The 23,211-nt window shown below is 51.1% G+C and carries 10 protein-coding genes; all 10 read right to left on the bottom strand.

What is annotated here, in order from left to right:
• Window positions 1–8 precede the first annotated feature (8 nt).
• The 10 genes from V5J77_RS13000 to V5J77_RS12955 all read right to left on the bottom strand — a co-directional run bounded on the left by V5J77_RS13000 (window position 9) and on the right by V5J77_RS12955 (window position 23,206).
• The gene (locus V5J77_RS13000) at window positions 9–767 is read right to left on the bottom strand and encodes an SDR family oxidoreductase (protein ID WP_338556416.1); all 759 of its coding nucleotides are present in this window, start codon (window positions 765–767) and stop codon (window positions 9–11) included.
• Window positions 768–802: 35 nt separating this feature from the next.
• Complete coding sequence (locus tag V5J77_RS12995; protein ID WP_338556415.1) at window positions 803–1,516, bottom strand: 4'-phosphopantetheinyl transferase superfamily protein; 714 nt, start codon at window positions 1,514–1,516, stop codon at window positions 803–805.
• 10 nt (window positions 1,517–1,526) lie between these two features.
• Window positions 1,527–2,810: an ACP S-malonyltransferase gene (fabD, locus tag V5J77_RS12990; RefSeq protein ID WP_338556413.1), complete on the bottom strand. Its 1,284-nt coding sequence runs from the start codon at window positions 2,808–2,810 to the stop codon at window positions 1,527–1,529.
• 139 nt (window positions 2,811–2,949) lie between these two features.
• Complete coding sequence (locus V5J77_RS12985) at window positions 2,950–4,011, bottom strand: HAD-IIIC family phosphatase (protein ID WP_338556411.1); 1,062 nt, start codon at window positions 4,009–4,011, stop codon at window positions 2,950–2,952.
• A 14-nt stretch (window positions 4,012–4,025) separates the two neighbouring features.
• Window positions 4,026–5,198 carry an acyl-CoA dehydrogenase family protein gene (locus V5J77_RS12980; protein WP_338556410.1) on the bottom strand — a complete coding sequence of 391 codons (1,173 nt, stop codon included), beginning with the start codon at window positions 5,196–5,198 and terminating at the stop codon, window positions 4,026–4,028.
• A gap of 2 nt (window positions 5,199–5,200) precedes the next feature.
• Entirely contained in the window at window positions 5,201–5,470 is a 270-nt protein-coding gene (locus V5J77_RS12975; protein ID WP_338556408.1) for an acyl carrier protein, read from the bottom strand.
• 63 nt (window positions 5,471–5,533) lie between these two features.
• Window positions 5,534–6,400: a 3-hydroxyacyl-CoA dehydrogenase NAD-binding domain-containing protein gene (locus V5J77_RS12970; protein WP_338556406.1), complete on the bottom strand. Its 867-nt coding sequence runs from the start codon at window positions 6,398–6,400 to the stop codon at window positions 5,534–5,536.
• 57 nt (window positions 6,401–6,457) lie between these two features.
• On the bottom strand, window positions 6,458–10,075 hold the full coding sequence (locus V5J77_RS12965) for a non-ribosomal peptide synthetase (protein ID WP_338556404.1): 3,618 nt from the start codon (window positions 10,073–10,075) through the stop codon (window positions 6,458–6,460).
• Between the two features lie 45 nt (window positions 10,076–10,120).
• Window positions 10,121–15,349 carry an SDR family NAD(P)-dependent oxidoreductase gene (locus V5J77_RS12960; RefSeq protein ID WP_338556402.1) on the bottom strand — a complete coding sequence of 1,743 codons (5,229 nt, stop codon included), beginning with the start codon at window positions 15,347–15,349 and terminating at the stop codon, window positions 10,121–10,123.
• A gap of 39 nt (window positions 15,350–15,388) precedes the next feature.
• Window positions 15,389–23,206, bottom strand: a complete 7,818-nt coding sequence (locus V5J77_RS12955) for an SDR family NAD(P)-dependent oxidoreductase (RefSeq protein ID WP_338556400.1) — start codon at window positions 23,204–23,206, stop codon at window positions 15,389–15,391.
• Window positions 23,207–23,211 lie beyond the last annotated feature (5 nt).

Below are 23,211 nucleotides of genomic sequence, written 5' to 3'. Positions count from 1 at the left end.
CTGTTAGCCTAAAAAATATGACAGCCCGCATCAACATGGAGAACTTCACCCGTAATGCCACGCGAAAGACGACTTAGTAAAAATAGTGTCGCATCACCTATCTCATCCTGATCAACATTGCGCCGCAGCGGCGCCTGCTGCTCCATCGCTATTAGCTTATTTTGAAAATCAGCAATCGCTGAAGCGGCCGAGGTGAATATAGGGCCTGCCGATACTGCATTTACACGAATGCCATGCTTGCCTAAATCCTCAGCCAAGTAGCGCACGCTCGCTTCGAGCGCGGCCTTCGCAACGCCCATGACATTATAATTTTTCACGACACGACCAGAGCCTATGTAGGTTTGGGTCACAATCGCTCCCCCCTCTTTCATTAAGCCGTGCGCCTGCTTAGCCATAGCCACTAATGAAAAGCTGCTGGCGTTTTGCGCCAGCAAATAACCTTCTCTCGTCGTATCGATGTACTCTCCTTGAAGCTGATCCGCATAGGCGATGGAATGGACAAGTCCATGAATCGTTCCAACCTGCTGCGCAATGGTGTTGAATGCTTCGGCAATGCTCGCATCATCCAGTATATCGCACGGGACAACAGCTGCCGCTTTGATGCCATACTCCTGTAGCAGCTTTGTCATTTTGCGTAAGGACTTATCCTTTCGATAGGTGAAAACAAGCGTGGCTCCTTCCCGATGAAGCGCTTTGGCAACTCCCCACGCTAAGCTCTTCTCATTGGCTACGCCTGACACGACTATGACTTGATCCTTCATCAGCATCGGGTTTATCTCCTCCGAACAAGGTTATAATGCTCTCAGCAGCTAGCTGCTACGTAAAGCGTAGAAAGCAGACTTTCCAGCTCCTCGTAATCCAACTGCTTATAAATGGGCACCGTCTCCTCGTAGGTACACAGTGCCATCGCATGCGCTTCATCTGCAAAGGTTTGCATAAAATAAGCAGCAGCTGCCCCTTTTTCAAGGCTTGCCTCTATTTCACCGTCCTCCTTAATGAAGAAAGAAAATGAATCAAGCGGGATCGACATGCCTTTGCCCACTGCCTTAATATAGCTTTCCTTCAACGTCCACAGCTGGTAAAAATACGTGAGCTGACGGCTGGCAGCCAAACTCATCAGCCTGTTATATTCAACCGGAGCGAAGAACCGCTCGGCAATGGACAAGTCCTGTTGCTTCATGAGCTCAACGTCAATTCCAACCGGGCAGTCGCCAAAGGCGCAAACTACCCAGTCACCGGAATGTGACACATTGAAATGAAAGTCGATGGAGGAATGATCCAGCAACGGCTTGCCATACTCATTTTTGTAAAAAGAAAGCTCGGCATTTGATAGCTTGCATCGTTTGGTAATAGCTAGTCTTGCCAAAATCTCGCCTGTCACTGAACGATAGGCATCAATCGGCCGGCGGAATCGCCCGGCCGCTTCCCGCTTGCTTGGTGAAACGTACTTCAACATAACTTCATGCAGCGCCGCAGCTTTCCTCTCGTCCAGCCGCAGCATATAAACCTCTATCATCGGTAAGCTCCTATTGGGAAATTTTTTCTGCTAGACGCGAAGGAGCAAGATAGTCGTTTAATTCATAATACATGCCCGTCTCGTCAATAATTTGATGGAGCCAGCGAGTCTGCTCTTCTACTGAAACCTTCTTCGTATCCAAAATGATTTTCAGCAAATCGAGCGATGTTCTCATTTGTTCCAAGGTTGGCTTCTCCCCGGTCTCCTCAAGACGATCCTGAATCTCCTGTATTTTGCGATACGACTTCACAACCTTCTCCTGATACTCCTCATTATCCCAGTTTTGGTTGAGGGTAGCTACTGCCACCGCTAAGCTGCGCGTAATAATAGTTGGAATATGTTTTCTGAGGCCTGGATAAGCTGCTAAAATTTGCTCGATTTTTTTGCGATCCTCCTTCGTGCCATAGCAAAGCGCTTCAATACCATCCACATTCGCCTTCACCATATTGGTCAAAACGTTTTTAGGTCCCATTTCGACCGTAAGCGTAACGCCTTTATGTTTAAAATATTGCATCGTACGCTCCCATTGTACCGGGCTAGTTATATGCTGCGCAAGATTTTGCGCCACTTTCTCCGAATGCGCCATCGGCTCGGCATTGCGGTTCGTAATGACCGGATATTTGAAGAAGCCGTATTCCAGCTCCGACAATTTGTCCAATAATTGGTCGGCCATCGGCTGCATAAAGCTGCAGTGGAACGGAGCGCTGGCAAGCAGCGGCGTTGCCAGTCCGCCATGATTCGCGAGCCTGTCCTCCAGCTCCATAACGGCGTCGCTTTCCCCGGAAATCGCAGTTTGATTCGGCGTATTATAGCAGGATACCCAAACCTGACGGCCCTCCAGCTCCATCGCTTTGCATTCATCCACAACCACCTTGCGCTCGACACCATCAATAATAGACATCGCCCCAACATCGCTTGCTGCAACCTCGTCGGTCAGTTTTCCCCGTTCATGCAGCAGCTTTACCGCATCAGCAAAACGAATCGCTCCCGCGCAAGTAAATGCGGCATATTCACCCAAGCTGTGTCCGGCAAGAAATTGCGGTACAATACCGATCTCCTGCATATAAACACGGAAGCTGGCTACGCTTGATACGAGAATGGCTGGCTGGGCATTTTTTGCTTTGGACAGCTCAGCAAGCGAGCCTTCAAAGCAGAGCTTAGCCAAATCGTAGCCAAGCACGTCGTTTGCTTCCTCAAACGTTTGCTTCACAATCGTATATTGATCATAAAGACCTTTCGACATGCCGACAAAGTGAGAGCCTTGACCTGGGAACAAAAATGCCATTTTTTCCATGATTACTTCCTCCAATATCATATTAGCCGTATTTTTTCCAGCAAACAGGCATGCACGACAATTCAACCTGCTATCCTGCTTCAGCTAAACGCTCTAGCCGATGTTCATCGTGAACCTATCTTATTTATTCATCCATTCATTAAACACGGCTGATTAAGGTGAGATAGTCTGGAGCACTTTGCAAATGAGCGGCATCATGCTCGAAAATAAGCACGCCGTTCTGCTCCTCCACTTCCTTGAAGCCGGCAAATTTATACGTAAGCAGCATCATGCGATTACGGTCAGTAGGCACGAACTCGGCTCGTAGTACAGCCCCCGCATCATGCGCCATCTTGGCGACGTATTGCAGCATAACACTGCCTACTCCTCTAGACATAACACGGCATGACATTAACAACAGCTTCAGCGTCCAAATGTTGTCCTTGCATTCAAGCAGCGTTAAACCGATTTTGCCGTACGTGCCGTATTTATCCTCCAATTCGGATATAAGCAGCTTGTGATCCGGTGAATGACGGAATTCATCCAATTCCTCATAGGAGTAGGTGTAGCCGGTTGCATTCAGCTGATGCGTTCTTACCGTTAGCTCCTCCGCCCGCTTCAAATCGTCTCCCTCAACCGAAGAAACCGTAAACACCATACCCAGTGAGGCGAGAAACTCCTCCTGCGAGCCATCGAAGCTGGATTCAACCTCATTGCGTACGATATCGCTCATATAGAGGCTCCTGCGGTTCCGGGAGTCCTCCGTAATAAAGGTTGGGTTAAATTCTGGCCTCTCAAGCAGTCCTTCTATCTCGGCAGCATCTATGCACAGGACGTCAGGATGGTTGAAGCTGACCTCTTCCCGCTCAAACGGCTGGTCGTCGATAAAAGCAATCGTATCCATTCCGATATTAATGGATTCGACAATCGTCTGGATCGCAGCTGATTTGCGGTTCCAGCTGATTTGCGGATAGATGAAATATTGCTCAATCCCGAGCTCTCTCATTTTTCCCATCGCCACATCATGCTCATTACGGCTGGCAATCGACTGCAGAATGCCCCGCTCATCTAGTGTTTTAATGACGTTCACAATATCGCTTCGCAGCTCAACCGTCGTATCCTCCATTAAAATACCGTTCCAAATCGTATGGTCCAAATCCCACACGACACATTTAATTTTACGCTTTGCGGTATCCTTCTTCTCCTCAACATTGTACGCCACAGGCAATCATCTCCTTAGGAATTGGCTGTTTGAGCCATAGTCCGCCCTGCTCGGCGGTTAGTCACGAACTGCTGCTCAGCAATTAGCATTTCATGCATCTGCGACGTTCCCTCGATGATTTCATTAATTTTGGCATCACGGAAATAGCGTTCCACCGGGTATCCGCTATGGCAGCCGTTAGCTCCATGTATTTGTACTGCATCGTTCGTAATTTTGGTCAGCATAGTCGATGCAAAATATTTGGCCGTCCACGTCTCCATAATGCTGTCGGGATCGCCGCTATCGCGTAAATATCCAACTTTATAGCACAGCATTCTAGCCGCCTTCGCCTGTACGGCCATTTCAGCAATCATCTTCTGAATCAGTTGATTATCCTGGAGCGGCCGCCCAAATTGGACTCTCGTGCTGCCGTATTCTAAAGAAGCCTCTAGGCAGGCCTGCGCCAAACCAACGCAGCCGCAGGCTATTGTATATCTGCCGTAATCCAGACAAGGCAGCGCAATATGCGTCAGTCCCATGCCGAGCTTGCCCAGCAAATTTTGTTGCGGAATTCGGCAATCCGAAAGCACAACTTCGGCTATCATGGAGCCTCTTGCACCAAGCAGGCCGGACATAGGCAAGACCGTTACCCCGAGCCGCTCCCGCTCTACGAGAAATGCCGCTGGCTGGCCCTCGCATTTGGCAAAGATGAGAAACAGGTCAGCAATTTGAGCGATCGTAATCCATTTTTTACGGCCATTTAATACATATTCATTCCCGTCTAGCTCTGCCGTTGTTGCAATGCTCTTGGCATCGCTGCCAGCATTCGGCTCCGTTAGGCCAAATGCCGCCAAAGCGCTGCCCATTGCCAGCTTGGGAAGCCACTCGCTCTTCTGCTGCTCCGTTCCCCAACGCAAAATCGCAAGGGATACCATGCCGTGAACGGTCAGCAGACTTCTTGCCGAGGAGCAGCCGCGCCCCACCTCTTCGTTGAGAATGCCCAGGGTCACGTTGTCCAGCTCCATACCGCCGTATTTTTTAGGCAGCATGGAGCCCAGATAGCCGACTTCTGCCATTTTCCGGAGCATATCCGGATGGATACGCTCCTCACGGTCATTTAGATCAGCTAGCGGCAGGATTTCGTTATCAACAAATGCACTGAACTCATTTTGCCAATTTTCCTGTACCTCAGTCAGTTCAATTTTCATCCTTAACCTCCCGAAACTTGTGAAGACTGCTGATCGACCGCTGCTTTCTCTTGAATCAGATTGACCATCCGATTAATGGTGCGGAAGTTGTCCAAATCCATGTCACGGCTATCAATCGTTAGCGCAAACTCCTTCTCCAGAAACATAACCAGTTGCATCGCGAACAGTGAATTGACAAATCCTAGCGCGAAAATATCCTCATCATCACCTAGCTCATGCTTGCGAAAAAACCTCGATAAAAACTTTTTAATTTTCACTTTCTGTTCTTCCATTATTGACACTCTCCTCATCTCGATTTGGGTGAAGCTATTATTAAATCTATTGATGACCACGCATTAATACGTATAAAAGCCTTGACCGCTTTTGCGGCCATGCAGCCCCGCATCGACCATTTTCTTAAGCAGGGGACAGCAGCGGAACTTCGAGTCCTGATAGCTTTCATAAAGCACATTCAACGAATGCACGACCGTGTCCAGGCCGATCAAGTCAGCCGTTTCGAGCGGACCCATCGCATGTCCGTAGCATTTTTTGAAAATTTCATCGACTTCCTCCGCTGAAGCTACCTGATCCTGCACGACATAAGCAGCCTCGTTCATAAACAAATGGGAAATCCGATTGGATACAAAGCCCGGATAGTCGTTAACAACGATCATTTCCTTGCCCATAGCGCCCATAAGTTCGTCCACCGCACGGATACATTCCTCAGAGGTATGAAAGCCGCGAATGACCTCAACCGTTTTCTTGCTAGGCACCGGATTCATAAAATGAGTGCCGATCACTTGCGGTGCACGCTTCGTAACAGCTGCCAGCTTTGTAATGGAGATACAGGACGTATTAATCATAAAAATGCATTCTGGCTGGCAAATGCCATCAATAAGCTCGTAAATGCCGCTTTTGACATCCCAATTTTCCGTAGCATTCTCAATCACAAAGCGGACATCGCTGAGGCTATGATGCTCCGTCGTAAATGCGATGCGGTCCATAATTGAATCCGCTGGCTCCAAGTTTCCTGAGGAGCCGAACAGCCCGCGAAACCGCAGCTGAGTGACAATTTCCTCCCTAGCTTGTTCAAGCTTCGCTTGCTCAATATCGACCAATACAACCGCTAAGCCTGCTTGGGCGAGTGCTTGGGCAACCCCTCTTCCCATTACACCTGCTCCGATTACCCCAATTTTCACAGCGATCTCCACTTCTTTCTTCATTAGATTTTAATAGGCCCGCTTCCGCTTATAGAAGTCCGCTTGCTAGCAAGCGGCTGCCTAGTAAGTCGATTGACTGCCTTCCAGCTCAAGGGTCTGGGGATGCATGAGTATGAGCTTTGCCGCGTATTCCCGCTCCAGAGCAAGTGCCTCGTCGAGCTGCACGTTCAGTTCAACCGCAGCCTTTGCGCTTAATTTGGCGGAAAAAACCGCTTTGGCCACTAGGGAGCGGATTTGCTTCCAAGCCTCCAAACTATTCACAACGGCGCTCTGAAGCCCCAAATACCTACCGGCTAGTTGCTCATAGCGATATTGATCCACAAGCTTGGCATTTACGATTTGATTAAGCGTATCAAGCAAGCTTTCGCCATAATCTTTAATCAGCTGTCCAGCCTGCAAAGCTTGCTTAACCTTTTCCAGAAATCTCCACAGCGCATACAGGCTGCCATCCAGAAGCTGCTGCCTCTGTGCAGCGGCGGAAGCAGTCGTTTCTAGCAAGCTATCAGCTGTAGACACTGGGGCATTAGGCGTGACAGCTGAACATTCATAATAAACAGACGTTTCGCTGCCAAAATGCTCCAGAAAACCAAGATGCCCTTGCAGCGTATCCTCGTAGCTCACCCATCTCTTATCATAGGTCAGCCTTTCAATATGATCATGCTCAATAACGCCGAACATCTGCGTGCTGTCATCAAAGCCGAATACGAGCCAGGAATGCGGCCAATGCCGCTTTTGGTACGTTTCCTTCCGGTCTGAGGCGTAGTAGCAGTCAATTCGCACAATGACCGGCTTATGGCTTAGCACCGCTCGTTTAAGCTCCTCAATTACAAAATGGCCGACCTCTCTCGTCTCCATCTGAATGCCCATTCCAAGCAACAGCTGCTCTAATGGTGTTGTCGCTGCATAATCTACCTGAAAGTGAACCGTGTCCTCATCATAACGATAGATGACCGTATCATTAGCGAGAATAGGCAATAGACTTTGCTTGTAGTAGGATATAATCGGAAACAGCGAGTGATAGAAGCATTCCTTGTAAAATAAATCGTTAAACGGTTGTATACGCTCAGCATCCCTCAGCGTCATCATTGCTGCGCTAGCGAAGGCACCAGCTGCCGCTGGGCTCCTTTGTGCAAAAGGCGCTGCCGCTTCACCGTTCATCCTCCTCAGGAAGCCCCTAATTGTCGGATAACGGTAAATATCCTCGCTTTCAAAGGATAATCCCGCCTTCTCCAGCTCGACCTCCAGCTTCAATGCTCTGAGCGAATGTCCGCCGACATTAAAGAAATCGTCGGTTACGCCAATCGTCTCCAGCTCCAGCACAGCCTTCCAAATGAACAGCAGCTTCTCCTCCTGCTCATCTGCCGGCGGCTCGCCGATGAAAAATCCACTGACCGCTTCATAAGGGCTGGGCAGCTGCTTTCGGTCTATTTTTCCGTTGGGCGTATACGGAAGCTCACTCAGCGGAATATAGAACGAGGGCAGCATATAATCAGGAAGCCGGGAAGCTATTGCGCTTCTTATGACATCCGCTAGCAAAACGGCCGAGGATACGTAGTAGGCGCAAAGAATCGGGCTCCCCGTGCTGTCCTCCTGCGCCATGCAAACGGCGGCCTTAATCTGCTCTATGCTCAAAAGTGCAGACTCTATCTCGCCCAGCTCGACTCTAAAGCCTCTGATTTTCACCTGATGATCCATGCGTCCCAGAAATTCAATGTCCCCGTCAGGCAGCCGCCTTGCCAGATCGCCTGTTCGGTACATTTTCCCGCCGCTTCCGCTTCCATAAGGACATGGAACGAATCTATCGGCAGTCAGCTCGTCCCGGTTCCAGTAGCCGATAGCTACGCCGTCTCCGGCGATGCACAGCTCCCCAGCCACGCCTTCCGGCAGCAAACGCAGGAGCGAATCAACAATGTACATTTGCGTATTGGCGATAGGCGCCCCCAGCGTTATGCTGCTCGCACTCGTCACATCCTTGACAGAAGACCACACCGTCGTCTCAGTTGGACCGTACATATTGTAAATGCTTGCCCCTCTGCACCTTTCTCGAAGCTGGTGAAGCAGCTCATCGGGGAAAGCTTCCCCGCCTACCATAAGCGTCGTTATTTGCTCCATGCCTGCTTTCGCCCCGTTCTCGTTCAGCAGCAGCTGAATTCGGGAAGGCGTCGCCTGCAGCAGCTCGATCCGATTATGCGTCAGCCACCGCTGGAGCAAGGCCGGGCTTTGCTGCTCCTCTTCGCCCGCAATGACGACAACCAAGCCTTGCGTCAACGGCAGAAGCGTCTCCAGCACGAATATATCGAAGCAAAGCGTTGTAACGGCAGCCATTATTTTCCCTTCGGTGAAGGCAGGAATTCGGGTTGTAATGCCAGTAATAAAATTAACGACTGCCCTGTGTGGAACCAGCACACCTTTCGGCAGGCCCGTTGACCCCGATGTATAAATTAAGTAAGCGGCATCCTCCGGGTCGTTCACATTAGACAGCAGAGAATCGAATTGTCCATATACCCGTCTATCGTCAAGATTTACGGTTTCCCCTTGAAAATCAACATGGTTGATTAGTCCATCCTGTGTAAGCAGTACGCCCGCACCGCTGTCGGCAAGCATATGCTTAATCCGATCCGGCGGATAAGACGGGTCAATGGGCAGATAGGCCCCCCCAGCCTTAAGCACTGCCAAAATAGCCACCATCATTTCCAAAGAGCGATTCGTCATGACAGCGGCAACCCGCTGCCTGCCAATCCCCTTGCTGCGAAGCAGGCAAGCTAGCCGATCTGATCGTTCTTTCAGCTCCCCGTAAGAAAGCTCCTTCCCGTCAAAACGCAGGGCGGCCCAATCAGCCGTACGCATGGCTTGACTGTCAAACAGCTCATGTACCGTTTTATCCTTTGGATAAGGAACAGCAGCCAAATTAAACCGATTAAGCGCGTCCCTTTCCTCCTGTGAAAGCATGCTGATCTGGTTCAGCAGCCTATCGGTACTGTGAAGCACCTCGCCGAGAAAGCTCACAAAGTGGTTGAAAAGCCGTTCCATGTATCGCTGCGAATACATGGAGCGTTCATAAAGCAGCTCCAATTGAAGGCGATTGCCTTCATTTATGAAATAAAAGGTAACCGATGCTTTCGAGTCCTGCATGTATATAGGTGCATGCAGCGTATTTAGCGCAACGACCGTCTTAAAAGCAGGGACAACGGCTTCGGAGTCCTGCTTCAGCAGCCTGATGATAGCAGGAAAAGGAATGTGCTTGTACTTCCTCGCCTCCTGTACCGTTTGGCCAACTCGCTGTAAATATTCCTTAAAGGACAATGCTTCATCAATAGAAACCTGCAGGGCGATCAACCGATTGGGAGCGGTGCTTTCTGCCGTTTGTTGTCCAGATGGCATTCCGGCGGTCACGATCTGCTCACCTGTATAGCGATGAAGCATATAGAGCGCACCTGACAGCAAAAACGCATACAGGCTTTGCTGGGAGTTCCTGCAAACGGACAGCAGCCTTTCAGTCAAAGCAGGTGGAATCGGGGCCTTGATCAAATCGACCGCTCCCTGACGCAAGCTGGCATCTTTCAAATCGCCCTCAAAGGCGGTCGGCTCAGCTGAAGGATCGAGCTTGCTAAGCCAATACTCCCGTTCCTCCTGCCACTTGCCACTCGTGAGCAGCATATTTTCCGAATAGGAATCCATATTCATTCCCTCCCTTCTTTTCTACATGGTTGATGGCACAGGCGCCTATAAATTAAAGGAGATTTCCTCATCATCCTCGTATAAAGGCACATCGGTTTTACTGCTGGACAGGTCAATATTTTGCAAAAGGATATTAGGATTTGTAGCGATTACATCAAGAATGCTCATGTAATCCTCCAACATCCGCTCCGCTGTTTGCATATAATAAAGGCGCGAATTGTACTCCAGCCGAAGTCGAAGCATTCCGCCCTGCTCCATCGCCTCCAGCGTCAGTTCATAATCGGTCAGATTGTATATCTCATCAACAGAATGACCAATCGCTCTTTCATCAACAGCCACATTTTGATAAATAAACACCGTATCGAACAGTGGATGGCGGTTCGCGATTCTCTTCACGTTCAACTGCTGAATGAGCTCGTCCAGCGGGTAATCCTGATTGTCGAAAGCCTGTATAGCGCTTGCTTTAATCTGCTCCAGGCAGCTCAAGAAAGTCAGCTCCTTACGGGGACTAACCCGCATCGCCAGCATATTGATAAACATACCGAGCATTTTGTCCATTTCCCGCTTAGGCCGTCCTGTAACCGGTGATCCGATGACAAGGTCGTCTTGCGCAGAATATTTGGACAGCAGCACGGCATAAGCGGCGAGCAGCAGCATATACATCGTCGTTCCTGATAAGCTTGCCAGCTGTTTCAGCTTCTCCGTCAGCTCGCGGTCAGCTGCGCTTATCACTAAACCGCCTTCAAAAACAAAATGCTCGGGTCTCGGCTGATCTGTCGGCAGCCGCAGCACGGGGATTTCTCCCGCAAACACCTCTTCCCAGTAATGCTGCTGGCGCTTCATTTGCTCCGTCTGCGCGAAGGCAAGCTGCCACTCCACATAGTCCTTGTATTGATAAGGCAAGGCAGGCGGCGTTTCGCCCTTGTACAGCTGAACAAGCTCCCGCATAAATATTTCCATTGATATGCCATCCGTAATAATGTGGTGGGCATCGTACAGCAGGTAATATTTTGCCTCCTCTACCTTCACAAGGCCCAGCCGGAAAAACGGCGGTTCATTCAAATTAAACGGCTGCTTAAACCGATTAATAATTTCTTTAGCCTCGTCCTCTCCCGCTTCCCAATACCCCATATCAAATGGGACTTGTCCACTAATCATTTGGACAATTTCCCCTTCCATGCTTGTAACAGCTGTTCGCAGCACCTCATGCCTGTCAATTATGCGGCGTACAGCCAGCTCCATACGCTCAGGCTCCACCCGGATGTTCAGCACTGAAACTCTAAACTGATTGGCGCTTGTCAGCTGCGGTTCCCGTTTAAAGCCAAGGAACATGCGCTTCTGGGCGTGTGAAGCTGGGTAATACGGCTTTGCCTCCGCCTTCTGCATTGGGGGATACTGGCCGGAGCGGACAGGTCCACGGCTGGCGGTTTGCTTTTGCAGGTGCTCCGCCAGTTGAACGATGGTCGTATGCTCGAACAAATCGCTGATGGCCACCGATTCGAACGTGTGCGTCTCGATCTCGCCCTGAAGCTTCATTAATACGAGTGAATCCGCGCCCATTTCAAAGAAGTTGTCATAGATGTCAATCTCCTCATAGCCGAGGACAAGCTTGCAGCATAGGGCAAGCTTCTGCTCGAGCTCCGAGTAGCTGCCAGCCTCCCGGCCAAGCAGGACGACACCGTCCGCACTGCGTTCCTTCTTTTGTCCACCGCGGGCGCTTGGCTTGCGTTTGCTGTCCTTCTTCGCCGCAATTCGCTTCCTAATTGAATCGGAGCAAGCTACTCCGGAGCGCTCAAGCAGCATTGCTCCTGCCCCGTCATAGTGGATTTGCCCAACTAGCGCTCTGCTCACACTGCTCTTCAGCAGTTTTTCAAAACCTTCAAGCCCTTGCTTGGTCGACAGCGTCTTAAAGATCGTATCGAATACGTGTCCGCCGTCAAAGGCCATTCCGGTTTCCTTCCAAGTCGTCCAGTTTATCGTAATCGTACGTCCGCCTCTTTTTTGACGATAGGGCGCATAAGCATCCAAGTAGGCGTTAGCCGCCGCATAATCCCCTTGCCCAAAGGCGCTGAATAGGGTCGCGACCGACGAGAACATGATGAAAAAATCTAACTGCTGGTCTTGTGTCAGCTTATCAAGCACCCATGTACCATACACCTTCGGTGCATAGATCGCCTCGAACATATCCTCGCCTCTGTCGGCAAGCGGTCCATCGTTTGATACGCCTGCACCGTGCACAATACCCCGTATTTGCCCATACCTGCTTTTCAAATCAGCGATAACCTGCTCCATAGCGCCATAATCGGCTGCATCGGCACTGATGCATTCTACCGTCGCTCCCAGCAGCTCCAGCTCCTTCACCGTAAGAAGCCGCTTTCTCAGCTTGTCCGAAGCGCTGCTGCCCTCAAGAACAGCCTGCCATTCCGCGCGCGGCGGCAGCGGAGTTCGACTGATTAAAGCTAAATTGACCTTGCTCTGAGCTGCGAACCATCTCGCCATTTCCAGCCCAATGCCGCCCAGTCCGCCGGTAATCAGGTATACGCCTTGCTCCTGTAAGCTCAAGCCTTGGCTAGTTTCTAGCTGCTCGCCTGGCAGCTCGGCAAATATTTCGGTGTACCTGTCGCCATTTCGAAGCGCAACTCCGTACACGTCAATCGCCTGAAGCTCCCTCATAAGCTGCTCGTGCACTGGCGATTCCTCTATATCAATAAATTTACAGGCAACGCCGGGCAGCTCCTTCGCTATAACCTTGCCCATGCCGTATATAGGAGCATGATCGGGTATTAGCAGCTGCTCAGCACCTGTAGCCTCTACAGCATGGCGAGTGAGGATATGCAGCGCAATGGGCTGCTGGATTTCCGCCTGCGCCAGCGCTTTTGTCAAATAAAACAGGCTATAGGCACCATTTGTCTGCCGCCGCTTCAGCACCTCCAGCGTATCGCTGACGTCCTGTGTGTTCAGCGCCAACAGGTGAATGATTTGGCCAAACGGCTCATTCTTCAATGCCTGCATAAGCTGAACATAGCTTGCCTTTGTTCCGTCAATTCGGTAGCCTTCGGCGCTTGGGTTCGCTATGCAGCCAAACGGTACGTCATCCTCCGCAAGCTCCACCTCGATAACCAGCCTGCCGCTTTCCCGCAAAGAGGCTGCTATTGACTGTCCGACTCCCGTCCGATCCATAAATAGGACGGCGGCTCCTTCAATGCCGGAAGGCACGGGAGCTCTGCTGCACTTGCGCCACTGCATGGCGTAGAGCAGCGTATCTTCAGCCTCGTCTTTGCCGCTTCGCTGCGGCATATTCAGCTCTAGCCAGCAGCGCTGCTTCTCAAAGGCGTAGGTCGGCGCATACGTTTTGCGGCGGGTCTCCCCCTGATACAGCTCCTCCCAATGGACATCCGCACCGCGGACATACAGGCTGCCAATATCTTGAAGCAGCTGCTTATCCGCTTTGCCCGTGTCAATGAATTGCCGAACCTTCTCGGAGGCGGTGCGTGTCAGCTCCGCATGCTGCGGCTTCTTAATTTCATTTTCAGCCAACACCTGCTTATTTCCCGAGACGACCTTATGTTTGCCGTACTGCATATCATTATGAATGCTTTCTTCAAGGGGATTACTCGCCATAAAAGCTATTTTGCGCCTTAAGTCAGCGGCATTCTCGAAAATGATGGCAATCCGGTGCGCATAATGACCTCTGCCGGTGCTAGCCGTATAGCATAAATCCCGAAGCGGGATATGTGCCTCGCGGTTTAAGTACTGCTCGTAGCGAGATACAATTCCAAGCAGCGGCGCCATGCTTTTGGCCGATATCGCAAGGACATGGGGCATGCCAGCGTAGTCATCCTCGGCCTGCTCCGGCTGCTGAGGTGGAACATACTCCTCCAGAACGATATGGCAATTGGTTCCGCTCAGGCCAAAGGCGCTGATGCCGCATCTGCGCGGATGCCCGGCAGCTTCCCACTCCCGCAATTGGGTGTTGACGTAGACAGGTGAATCACTAAAGCTAATCGCCCCATTCGGACGGTTGAAATGGGCTGTAGCCGGTATTTTGCGATGCTTTAACGACATAGCGCCCTTGATAACGCCGGCAATGCCGGCGCATTCGTACAAGTGGCCCACGTTCGTCTTAACCGTGCTGACTGCGCAAAACTGCTTCCGGCTCGTATGCTTCTTGAAGGCTCTATACAGCCCTTCAATTTCGAGCGGATCGCCTAGTCTCGTAGCAGTGCCATGCACTTCAATATAGGAAAGCGTCTCGGGATCAATGCCAGCGTCCTTCCACGCTTTAAGCAGAACCTCGGCTTGGGCGGCCGAATTGGGAGCGGTTATACCGATTGAAGTGCCATCCTGATTAATGGCGCTGCCTTTAATCACCGCATAAATCCGGTCCCCATCCTTTACAGCCTGGCTTAGCGGCTTTAACAGAACAGCCGCACTGCCTTCTCCCCAGCCAGCACCCTCGGCTTCTGCGTCAAACGTCCGCGTCCGTCCATCCGCCGCCTCAACCCCCAGCTTCAGGCCGGAGTTGTCGATAGGCAGAAGATTGAGCCTGATGCCGCCCGCAATCGCCATTTTGCAGTCGCCATTATGAATGGCCTTGCTCGCTAGATGAATGGCAACCGATGAGGAGGAGCAGGCCGTATCCAAAATAAGCGTCGGCCCCTTCAAATCAAGCATGTAGGAAATTCTCGTCGGAAGCATGGCGGCAATATTGCCTGTCAATGCGGTTGCCGCTGATTCCGGCTCGGTTTCCAGTATCATGGAATGATAGCTTGAGCTGCTGGAATAGCCCACGTATACGCCTGTATGGCTTCCAACAAGCTTATTCCCGCCATAACCCGCATCCTCAATGGCTTCCCAGGCCGTTTGCAAAAATACACGCTGGGAAGGATCCATCAGTGCAGCCTCATTCGGCGTAATGCGGAAAAAGCCATAATCGAAGGAAGCGATATCGTGCATATAGGCACCAGGGGAATATTTTAATTCCCAGCCCATTTCATCCAGCATGTTAGTCAAATAGCCGTCAATGTCTGCGCTTCTCTCTTGCGGAAAAGCACCGACTAAATCAACGCCAGAGGCGATTTGCCGCCAGAACTCATCTGAGGAGTCGGTTCCCGCTATATGGGAGGCCATCCCGATAATGGCGATGTCCTCCTTGCGGTTATCCTCTTGCTCTGCTTGTGCCTGTCTGAGCAGTGTGACCATGCGAATCGCATCTTCTTTTTCGATTTTTCCTTCGGTAGCTCTCTTGAGAATATAGTGGTACAGCTTTTCCATAGCCTTTTACCCTCCGGGCGTCCAAAGTTGCTGCGCCAATTACTTTTTCCTTGCTTCATTACTGTCTTGACCGGTTTTCGTCAACTGGTCAATCGCCTGTTCAATGGAAAGCGTGCCCTGACCCAACTCCTCCAACAGCCGCTTTGTATCCTCCTCCAGGCTGGCGCCTGCACTTACCTGCTGCAATACTTGCGACATCTCGCGGTCGTACGCGAGCTGCTCCAGAGCTTCTGCATCCTGCTCCTCTTCCTCCTCCCGCATGTACTGCTGCAGCTTGCTGACGGAGGTGTATTCAAACAAATCCAGCAATCTAACCTTGCCTGGATAATGCTTTTCCAAAGAAGCGTGAACTCTGCCAAGTAAAATCGAGTCGCCGCCAAGCTCGAAGAAATTATCGTCCATATCAATTTCATTAAACCCAAGTACCTCGCAGTAAATTTCAGCCAGCTTCGTTTCCAGATCGGTGTATTCCCCGTCTTTTCCCGTAAGCTTGATTTCTCCCTCGAAACGTCTTTGCGAAGCCAGCTGCCTTGCCTCCCAGCGCTTCTGGGACCCCGTTATAGCAGCGTCTATCGGCGCATCCAGCAGCTGCGGAACGAGACCAAGCTCCCACAGCAGATCCGAGCCATAGTTGAGCTCCCCGATAAGAACGTTTGATACGCTCCGGTTCAAAGCTTCGTCCAGTCCTCGCATGGCCACTGCTGTAGGCAGCGCCTTGAAGGCTCCGTCTGCATTTACGCCAAACTCTACCGCCATGCCGGTTTCCTTCCAGGCAACCCAGTTGATGGACAGCGCTTTTTGCTGGTTCAACGTTTTGTATTTGGCAAACGCATCCAAGAACGTATTAGCTGCACAATAATCTCCCTGCCCTGGCACTGCAAAGCGAGAGCTCATGGAGGAGAACATCAGGAAGAAATCTGGTCGATCCTGCTCGGTCAGCTTGTCGAGAAGCCATGTCCCAAACACCTTCGGATGAACAACCTCGTTGAACACCTGCTCTTCCTTCAAATAGAGGAAGCCATCGCCGCCTACACCAGCGCCATGCACAATACCGTTTATGCGTCCATAACGCTCTCGCAGCCCGCTAATCAGCTCTTCCATTTGTTGCGAATTGGCGATATCGAGACTGTAGCATTCGACATGAGCACCCATTGCCTCAATCTCGCGAACGGCTTTCATTCGCTGGATAGCCTTCCGATCGGTTCTGCTGTTGCGGTCGATAATATCATCCCATGTCCCTTTATCTGGCAAAGGCGTACGGTTAATGAGCGCAATGTTGACTTTCTTTCTATCTGCCAAATATTTGGCCGTCTCGATTCCCATGCCGCCTGTGCCGCCCGTAATGAGATATATCCCTTCCTCCTTAACTTCGATCGGCTGCTCGCTTGCTTCTTGTATTCGGTATTCTTTGAAAATTTCGGCATACCGCTCATTGTCGCGGAAAGCGATCATATAATACGACGGTGCTGCCAATATTTCGCGCATGAGCGTCTCTAAGCTCGTCGCTTCATCAATATCAATAGCGCGGCACAGCATGCTTGGCAGCTCTTGCCTTGCGGATTTTCCAAGTGCCAGAAGCGGTGCATTCCATGGATTGACACGGGATTCGCGGCCGCTTACAACATCTACATGATCCGATATAATAACCGTATCGGTTACAGCGCTTAATCCCACCTGAGCTACCGCTTTGGATAGGTAAAACAGGCTGTAGACGCCTCTATACTGCGTCTCATTAAAGCCGTTCCAGTCTAACGCCATGCCTTCCGGCACGATGCTGAACAGGTGGATCATTTTGCTCCAGGTTCTGCCCTTATAATCCCTTAGCAGCTTCACATAATCTTCCACCGTACCCCTTACGTGATAGCTGCCATCCTCCAGCTTGGCATACTGCTTTCGCAAATAAACTTGAACGGTCTCGGTTCCCATACGGTTCCACTCTTCAGCTAGCGCTTGTCCTATGCCCTTCTCGTCCATAAAGATGAGAACAGGTCCAGCCTGAGAAGTCTGCTCGGCCATTAGCTGCTCCTGCCTTACCCACTGGCCTCCATAATACAAGCCGCCAGCCGTTACTTCCGTCACAGCTTGCTCGTATTCGGGAATTTCGACCCAGCAGCGTTCACGCTCGAACGGATAGGTTGGGAGGCTGACACGGTGCAGCTCTTCACCGAAATAGAAGGATTCCCAATCGGTTTCTACACCTTGAACATAAAGCTCGCAAATGTGCGACAAAATGCTAGTATCCAGGCGCTCCCCATCTACATAATCGTCGACTAATTGACCGAACTGCTTCGTCATGCTGATCCGCTGGCTTTCCGAAATTTCGCCCTCGGATTTTTTCGCTTTCGTTTCCGAGACGATTTTGTGGTAGCCATAGTACAACCAAGGCTGTTTTAGGTTGTCGAATCCGTATTCGTCCACCTCATTAAGCTTCTGGTTGAAATCGTCCGCATCGTTCACAATAAGAACAAGTCTGTACGCATAGTGGCCGCGCCCAGTGTTAGCCGTATAACAAGCATTGCGGAAGGCAGCAGCAGAGCCGTCTCCAAAACGCTGCGATTTATACTGGCTGACCATCCGCCGAAGCGCTGCTTCCGTCATAGCGGAAAGTGTAAACAGCTGCGGACGGAGGCTGAGCCCCTCTTCGCCTTGCAGATGCAAGTTTTCAGCACCCAAATACTCTTCCATAACGACATGGCAGTTCGTTCCGCTCATGCCGAAGCCGCTCACACCGCATCTGCGCGGATGGCCTTCCGTCTCCCATAATTTACGGGTTGCATTGACGTATACGGGTGAGTTCATAAAGTCGATTTTGCGGTTCGGGCGGTTAAAATAAAGGTTTGGCGGCAGCTCCTTGTTTTTGAGCGTCAACACCGCTTTAATGACGCCCGCAATGCCCGCTGCCTCCGATAAATGCGTTAAATTCGTTTTGGATGAACCGACCGCACAAAATTGCTTCTTCTGGGTATAGCGTTTAAATGCGCGCCCAATACCTTGAATTTCAATCGGATCTCCCAATTGGGTGCCCGTTCCGTGCGTTTCAATGTACGTAATCGTCTCAGGATCAATAGCGGCGTCTTCCCATGCCTGAATAATGACTTCCTCCTGAGCAGCCGGGTTAGGTGCGGTCAAGCCAGCGGAGCTTCCATCCTGATTCGATGCGCTTCCCTTGATGACAGCATAAATATTATCTCTGTCCTCAATCGCCTTCTGCAGCGGCTTGAGCAAAATCGCTCCTACCCCTTCGCCTGTTCCCGTGCCTTCAGAGAGCTCGTCAAACGCCCTTGTTTTGCCGTCTCCCGATTCCATGCCGATGCCTCTTGGCGAGCCTTTGCGGAAAATAGGCATCATATTCAGCCGTACCCCGCCGGCAATCGCCATTTCGCAGTCGCCCATGCGTATTGATTTGCAGGCTAAATGCACGGAGGTCAGGGAGGACGAACAGGCTGTATCAATAACGACGCTCGGGCCCTTCAGATCAAACAGATAGGATACGCGGCCTGTTGCTACAGAAGCGGTATTGCCGACTAACGAGGCACCTTCCGACTGCGGCTCAACCTCGCTAATGAAGCGATGGAAATAGACCATATTGGAAGCAAAGCCGAGATAAACCCCGGTTTTTGTGCCATAAATCTTTTTGCCTCCGTAGCCCGCATCTTCAATGGCATGCCAAGCCGTCTGCAAAAACAGACGATGGTTCGGATCAGTCGTGCTCGCTTCCTTCGGTGACATTCGGAAAAAGCGATAGTCGAATTTGTCTATTTCGTCCAAATAACTGCCTTGCTCGTAGTCGACCGCATTGAGCGGCCAGCCCTTGAAGGCAACGTATTTTTCCATATCCTTTCTTCGTACATCCGGATAGCCGCTGCCGTTATCGACGCCAGCTTGCAGCGCCCCCCAGAACTCCTCGTTCGTGCTCGCCTTAGGGAACTGGAACGACATGCCGATTACGGCAATATCGCTATCCGTTGACAAGGCTTCACGCGCGGCAATCGTCTGCTGTGGCACGCTGCTCTCCGCATCCTGTTCGACGATATATTCTGCAAGCTTGGAAATTGTCGAATGCTCAAACATATCTGCAACCGTTAAAATGCCTGTATAACGCTTATCCAGCTCAGCATGGATACGCATCAGCAATATCGAGTCGGCACCAAGCTCGAAAAAGTTGTCGTTAATGTCGATTTCGGCATAACCGAGCGCATTTTGGCAAACTGCGGCAATCGTCTTCTCCGTTTCGTTATAGGCTGCACCGTCACGGCCAGTCAGCTGTACCTCGCCGCTCTTTGCCGCCGCCCTCGGCTTCACAGCCTTGCTCGCGCTGGAGTCTGAGCTTGCAAGCTGCTGCTTATAATAATCCAGTCTGCGCTGCAGCGGCTCGGATAGTCTTACCGTCGCTTTCTCAAGCAATAAAATGCCAAGCCGGTCGTAGTTGAAGCTGCCGATTAGCGCTCTGCGGCTTTGCTTATTCAGCAGGGCAGTAAACCCTTCAATACCGCTCGATGTTGGCAGCGTCTGGAATATGGTGCTTACCGCAACGCCGCTATTTTTCGCCATTCCGGTTTCCTTCCAGGTTGTCCAGTTAATCGTCAGCGATTTCTTGCCCTGCTTGCTGCGATAATGAGCAAATGAATCCATATAAGCGTTAGCCGCTACATAATCGCTTTGGGTCGAGCCGTAATAAATGGTTGCCACGGATGAGAACATGACGAAGAAATCAAGCTGATCCTCCTCCGTCCATTTATGAAGCAGCCACGTTCCATTCACTTTAGGCAGAAGCACCTCTCGTATGACGTTTTCCTGCTTATCCTTCAGCAGCTGGTCTATGGCGACGCCAGCGCCGTGAACGATACCATCAATTTTTCCATACTCGCTGCGGACTTCCGAAAGCACCGCTCTAAGCTCCGACTCATCGGAAATGTCTGCCTGACACAGCTTTATCTGTGCTCCAGCTGCTTCCAACTCGCGAATGGCGTTAATTTTGTGAATCGACGGCAGATCCGTCCCTGTTTGAGCAATCGCATCCCATTGCTCCCGGTCAGGCATCGCCGACCGGTTTACGAGAACCAGATTGACAGAGGCTGCACGTGCGGCTAGCGACTTGGCAACCTCAAGCCCGATTCCTCCGGTTCCCCCCGTAATGAGATAAACGCCCTGCTCCTTAATCGCTACAGGCTCATCGGCGATGCGATCAAGCTCCATTTGTGCAAATTGCTCGATGTAGCGGCCGCCTGCGCGGAAAGCGACAGCATAGGGCGACGAACCTGCGCCAAGCATAATCTCTTCCTTCAGCTGCCCCGCATCTGTTTCCTGATCCCGATCAATGCTGCGAACGTTGAACTGCGGATGCTCCTTGCTCACAACCTTGCCGAAGCCAATAGCGGTCGCTTGCTCCGGACGAATGAGCATCTCCGCACCGCTCACTTCTTGGGCGCTGTCTGTTAGGAGAACAACATCAAGCTGCTGCTTTCCGCTCGTCTGCAACCAAGCCTTATATAGATAGAAAAGGCTGTATAGTCCGCGTTTTTGACTCTCACCCAGCTGCTCTACGCTTTCGATTGGCCCGCTGCTATCCAAATGGAGCATGTGGACAATTTGCTGGAGTGTCCCCGCTCCAATGTCTTCAAAAAGCCTAATATAATCGCCTTGCGTATTGCGAATGGTATAAGCACCAGAATGATGCTGGATGTATTCCTCGCCTAGTGAAACCTTAATCGTATCCCTCTGATGTCCTGCATACGCTGCCTCCAGGGCTTCAGCCAGTTGCTTGCTGTCATCTAATCCACCAAGGAGCAGGACAGCACCGTTCAAAGCTTCTCCGGCTTTGGCAGAACGCTTCTCTGCGGTCCATACAGGCTCGAAGTAAAGACCCTCTTCCTTCGTTTCCTCTGACGCTTCCAGCTCGGGAAACTCCAGCCAGCAGCGCGCATTTTGCAGCGCATAGGTTGGCAGGCTCACGCGCAGTCTCCGTTCTCCCTCATACAGCTCGGTCCAGTTGACATCGCCGCCGCTTGCATAAGTGGAGCAAAGCGCGTGAAGCGACTGCTCATCCAATTTTCCAGATGCAAGCCAGCTCTCTAAATGCTGCGCTGCCTCCCCGCCAAGACGGCGCTTCTCCTGCTCATCAATTTCACCCGGCTTCGGCGCTGCGTTGGCACGGGTTACAGGGTGGAAGCCATAGAAGGCCCATGGAGCCGAAAAAGATTCCAGATCCGCTTCCAAGCAAGCACGGATTTTTTCATGCAAATCTTCCAAATCAGCAGCCATCAGCGCAAGGCGGTATGCGAAGGAACTGCGACCCGTATTGGCTGTGTAGCATATATTGGAAAGCGGTGTATTGCCTTCACTTTGCTGCAAGTATTCATCGTATAGCTGGAGCAGTTCCCGTAGCGCCTTGCTGCTTCTTGCCGAGAGCGTAAACACCTCTGGCCCCGCAGTCGAAGGCTCTGCATTCGCTTGCTCCGGCGCCTCCTCCAGCACGAGATGGCAGTTTGTGCCGCTCATGCCAAATCCGCTAACCCCGCCTCGTCTTGGATGCCCGTCCGTTTCCCAATCACGAAGCTTCGTATTGACATACAAAGGGGAATCCGTGAAGGCGATAGAGGAATGCGGCTTTTGAAAATAGATCGTTGGCGGCAGCTTCTTATATTTCAGCGACAACGCCATTTTAACAATACTCGCGATGCCAGCAGCCTCGCTTAAATGTCCAATATTTGTCTTGACGGAGCTGATTGCGCAAAACTGCTTCTTATTCGTATATTTTTTAAAGGCGCCTTCAATGCCTCTAATTTCAATCGGATCACCAAGTATCGTGCCTGTTCCATGTGTTTCAATATAATCAAGCGTCTCCGGGTCGATGCCCGATTCTTCCCACGCCTGCTGGATGACCGAGGTTTGTGATGCCGGATTCGGCACGGTTATGCCTGCTGTCTGACCATCATGATTGGCAGCGTTGCCTTTAATGACGGCATAAATATGATCTCCGTCCTTAAGCGCCTTCTTGAGAGGCTTAAGCAGCAATGCGCCTGCACCTTCGCCAACGCCCGAGCCATCGGCCGTATCATCAAATGCCCGGGTTCTCCAATCGCCCGATTCAATGCCGATGCGAATGTTTTCATCATCGACTGGAATAATATTCAGCTTAATGCCGCCGGCGATAGCTTGATCGCATTGCCCAGTCTTGATGGCTTGGCAGGCAAGCTCAATGGCTACTAATGCCGACGAGCAAGCTGTATCTACCACAAGTGCAGGCCCTTTCAAATTCAACAAATAGGAGATGCGGGTCGCGGCCATCGCCTGCATATTTCCCACTGTTGCAATCGGTATCAAGGTCGGATCAATATCCATAATCATTTTGCAATACAGATCCTTCGGGCTTTGCGTATAGCCGAGATAAACGCCCGTTTTACTGCCTGTCAGTCTATCGCCACCGTAGCCGGCATCCTCAATCGCTTTCCACGCCTGCTCCAGAAAAATACGCTGATGCGGATCCGTTAAGCTTGCTTCCCTTGGCGACATGCGGAAAAACTCATAATCAAAGCCGTCAATATCCTCTAAATAACCATATTCTGGATAAATAATTTTATCCTGATCAAGCTGCTTGAACTTGATATAGTCGTCGGTGTCATTTCTACGGTTTTGCGGAATTTGCTTGACCGTATCTATCCCATTTTCAATATTGCTCCAGTATTCATGGATATTCTGGGCCCCCGGCAGCCTGGCAGACATCCCGATTATGGCGATGTCATCCTGCACCTTTGCTCCGCCCTGCTTCAGCATGGCAATCATCTCAACAGCCGTTTCCTTGTCGATGTTGCCGCTTGTCGTCTGATTCACGATAAATGTAAAAATATTGTTCTGCACGATTC

Origin of the sequence: Paenibacillus sp. KS-LC4 (genome assembly GCF_036894955.1) — a bacterium.
GTDB lineage: Bacteria > Bacillota > Bacilli > Paenibacillales > Paenibacillaceae > Pristimantibacillus.
The sequence above is the reverse complement of the archived record's forward strand: the minus strand, read 5'-3'. Positions and strand labels throughout refer to the sequence as shown.